The following is a 1,868-nucleotide window of genomic DNA, read 5'->3' as shown; positions in this document are numbered from 1 at the left end:
CGCAAGAGATGCGATGGATGTCTGATTATTTGTAGTCATAAATTTAAGTCCCCACTTGTTTCTAAGTGGGGACTAAATTAAGGCTTATAGGATGAATTCAGAAGGTGTGTTCAGCGGACGCTTACGTTTAAAGCGCAATATATGTTTATTTGCCCTATAAATATGGAAAAAAATTATATTTTTGAAAAATAATTTATGTATGAAAGTATGTAGTTTTTCTAAAATTAACATAATGGTGCTTATACGAAATTTAGCCCTTTTAAGGGCTAAAAATTAGATCCAGTTCTCTAACTTTAACCCATCTATACGCTCAAATTCCTTGATGTTGTTTGTGACTAGTACAACATCTAAAGCGAGGGCATGAGCTGCTATTAGCATATCTAAACTACCAATAGTTTTACCTGTTGATTGGAGATCTTGACGTAATTTAGCGTAATGCCAAATCGCTTGCTCATCGTAGGGTAAAATATCTAAGGGTGATAAAAACTTGTTCAGAGCTTGCTTATTGCGTTCAGATCCAGACTTTTCAACGCCAAAAGCCAGCTCTGACGCGGTTATGCTAGAAATAGCTAACTGTCCAAGCTGATATTGCTTAAAGCGTTCAAAAACTTGCTGTGGTTTATGATTGATCACGTAGATACAAATATTTGTGTCTAAGAGGTAAATCATTTGAAGTCCTCACGTAATTGCTCACCCTGATCAGCTCGTTCAAGCTGAAATCCTACTTCAAATTCGTTAATTGCTTCTAACATGATGTCCCATGGGTTTTCGATGGGCATTAATAAGACACCACGGCCAAAACTCTTGATAGCAACTTCAGTACCATTAAAGCGAAATGCTTTAGGTAAACGGACAGCTTGACTACGACCTGTTTGAAAAACTTTAGCGGTTTCCATATTTGCCTCCCAATAAAATAGATATCATTGATACATATCATACCATCAAACTATTTATTACACGTGATTTATTGTAAGTAATCGTTGCTTTCTAAAATTGATCTAAAAGATACAGGCAATAAAAAACCCCGGCATCCTGCCGGGGTTTTTCGTATTGGTTCGCTCGGTATAACTCCTGTCGTACCTTACAGTCCTTGTGCTTATCTCTTGTTATTCTTGTATGGAACTTCCTGTTCCCGATGAGTTCATCATAGGAAAATTCCAGTATTCCGGATAGCAGCAAAGAGCCGAGATTGATGTGAGCCAAAGCGTACAAAATAGCCTAAATTTTATCCACAAAAAATGTGGATAATTTTAAGCATTCAAGCATTGATAAAATTTAAAAAATCGCAAAATCGAATACTTTTTAAACAAATTTATTGGCAAGAACTATCAAAACTGCTCATAAAAAAGCCGACTTGTTTCCAAGTCGGTTTTTTGTTGTTTTTCAGGGGGATGAAAATTTTTTAACTTTATGAAAAACAAGGATATTTTAAAAAGCTGTTATGTTTGTTATTCACCAATTAAAATGTCTATGCGATAAACCATTTAAAATGTCCTGTTTTTAACTACAAGAGTCAAGCACAGGATTTAAATTTCTTTGTTCAATAACAACTTTCTGAGCTTTACGACTCGGCATACTTTTCTTGAGACGGGAACGTTTATTCTGTTTCTCCAATTCCTCATGTTGCTGCTGGATATGGGCCAGGACCGAACCTAATCTTTTATTCTCAACCACTTCATTCTGCTGTAGTCCAGCCAGTTTATTGAAGACGCTATAGTTGATCTTCCGTCCTTCATGCATAATTGCCACAGTACCATCCGGGTACTCCAGAAATGAAATGTATTGCCCAACAAGCTTATGATTCAGCTCTGTCGGTTCAAGCATATAAATACACTTGTCATAGGTCAGGGTCAGATTCTTGGTGACCT

Annotated in this window: 2 protein-coding genes and 1 pseudogene; all 3 read right to left on the bottom strand. The window is 36.5% G+C overall.

Features of this window, described 5'->3' with window-relative positions; translation table 11 throughout:
- Nucleotides 1-273: 273 nt before the first annotated feature.
- Nucleotides 274-669, bottom strand: a complete 396-nt coding sequence (locus tag FTT85_RS18380) for a type II toxin-antitoxin system VapC family toxin (RefSeq protein WP_086185555.1) — start codon at nucleotides 667-669, stop codon at nucleotides 274-276.
- Complete coding sequence (locus FTT85_RS18375; protein WP_104427085.1) at nucleotides 666-896, bottom strand: antitoxin; 231 nt, start codon at nucleotides 894-896, stop codon at nucleotides 666-668. The genes FTT85_RS18380 and FTT85_RS18375 overlap by 4 nt, the downstream gene beginning before the upstream one ends.
- A 604-nt stretch (nucleotides 897-1,500) precedes the next feature.
- Nucleotides 1,501-1,868 (bottom strand): annotated as a pseudogene (locus FTT85_RS18370) (ISNCY family transposase); the annotation flags it as partial.

The sequence above is a fragment of the Acinetobacter sp. YH01020 genome, from assembly GCF_013420275.1.
GTDB classification, from domain to species: domain Bacteria; phylum Pseudomonadota; class Gammaproteobacteria; order Pseudomonadales; family Moraxellaceae; genus Acinetobacter; species Acinetobacter amyesii.
The sequence above is the reverse complement of the archived record's forward strand: the minus strand, read 5'-3'. Positions and strand labels throughout refer to the sequence as shown.

Coding starts and splice junctions, on each gene's coding strand:
- FTT85_RS18380 (WP_086185555.1), bottom strand. CDS start 669: ATGATTTACCTCTTAGACACAAATATTTGTATCTACGTGATCAATCAT.
- FTT85_RS18375 (WP_104427085.1), bottom strand. CDS start 896: ATGGAAACCGCTAAAGTTTTTCAAACAGGTCGTAGTCAAGCTGTCCGT.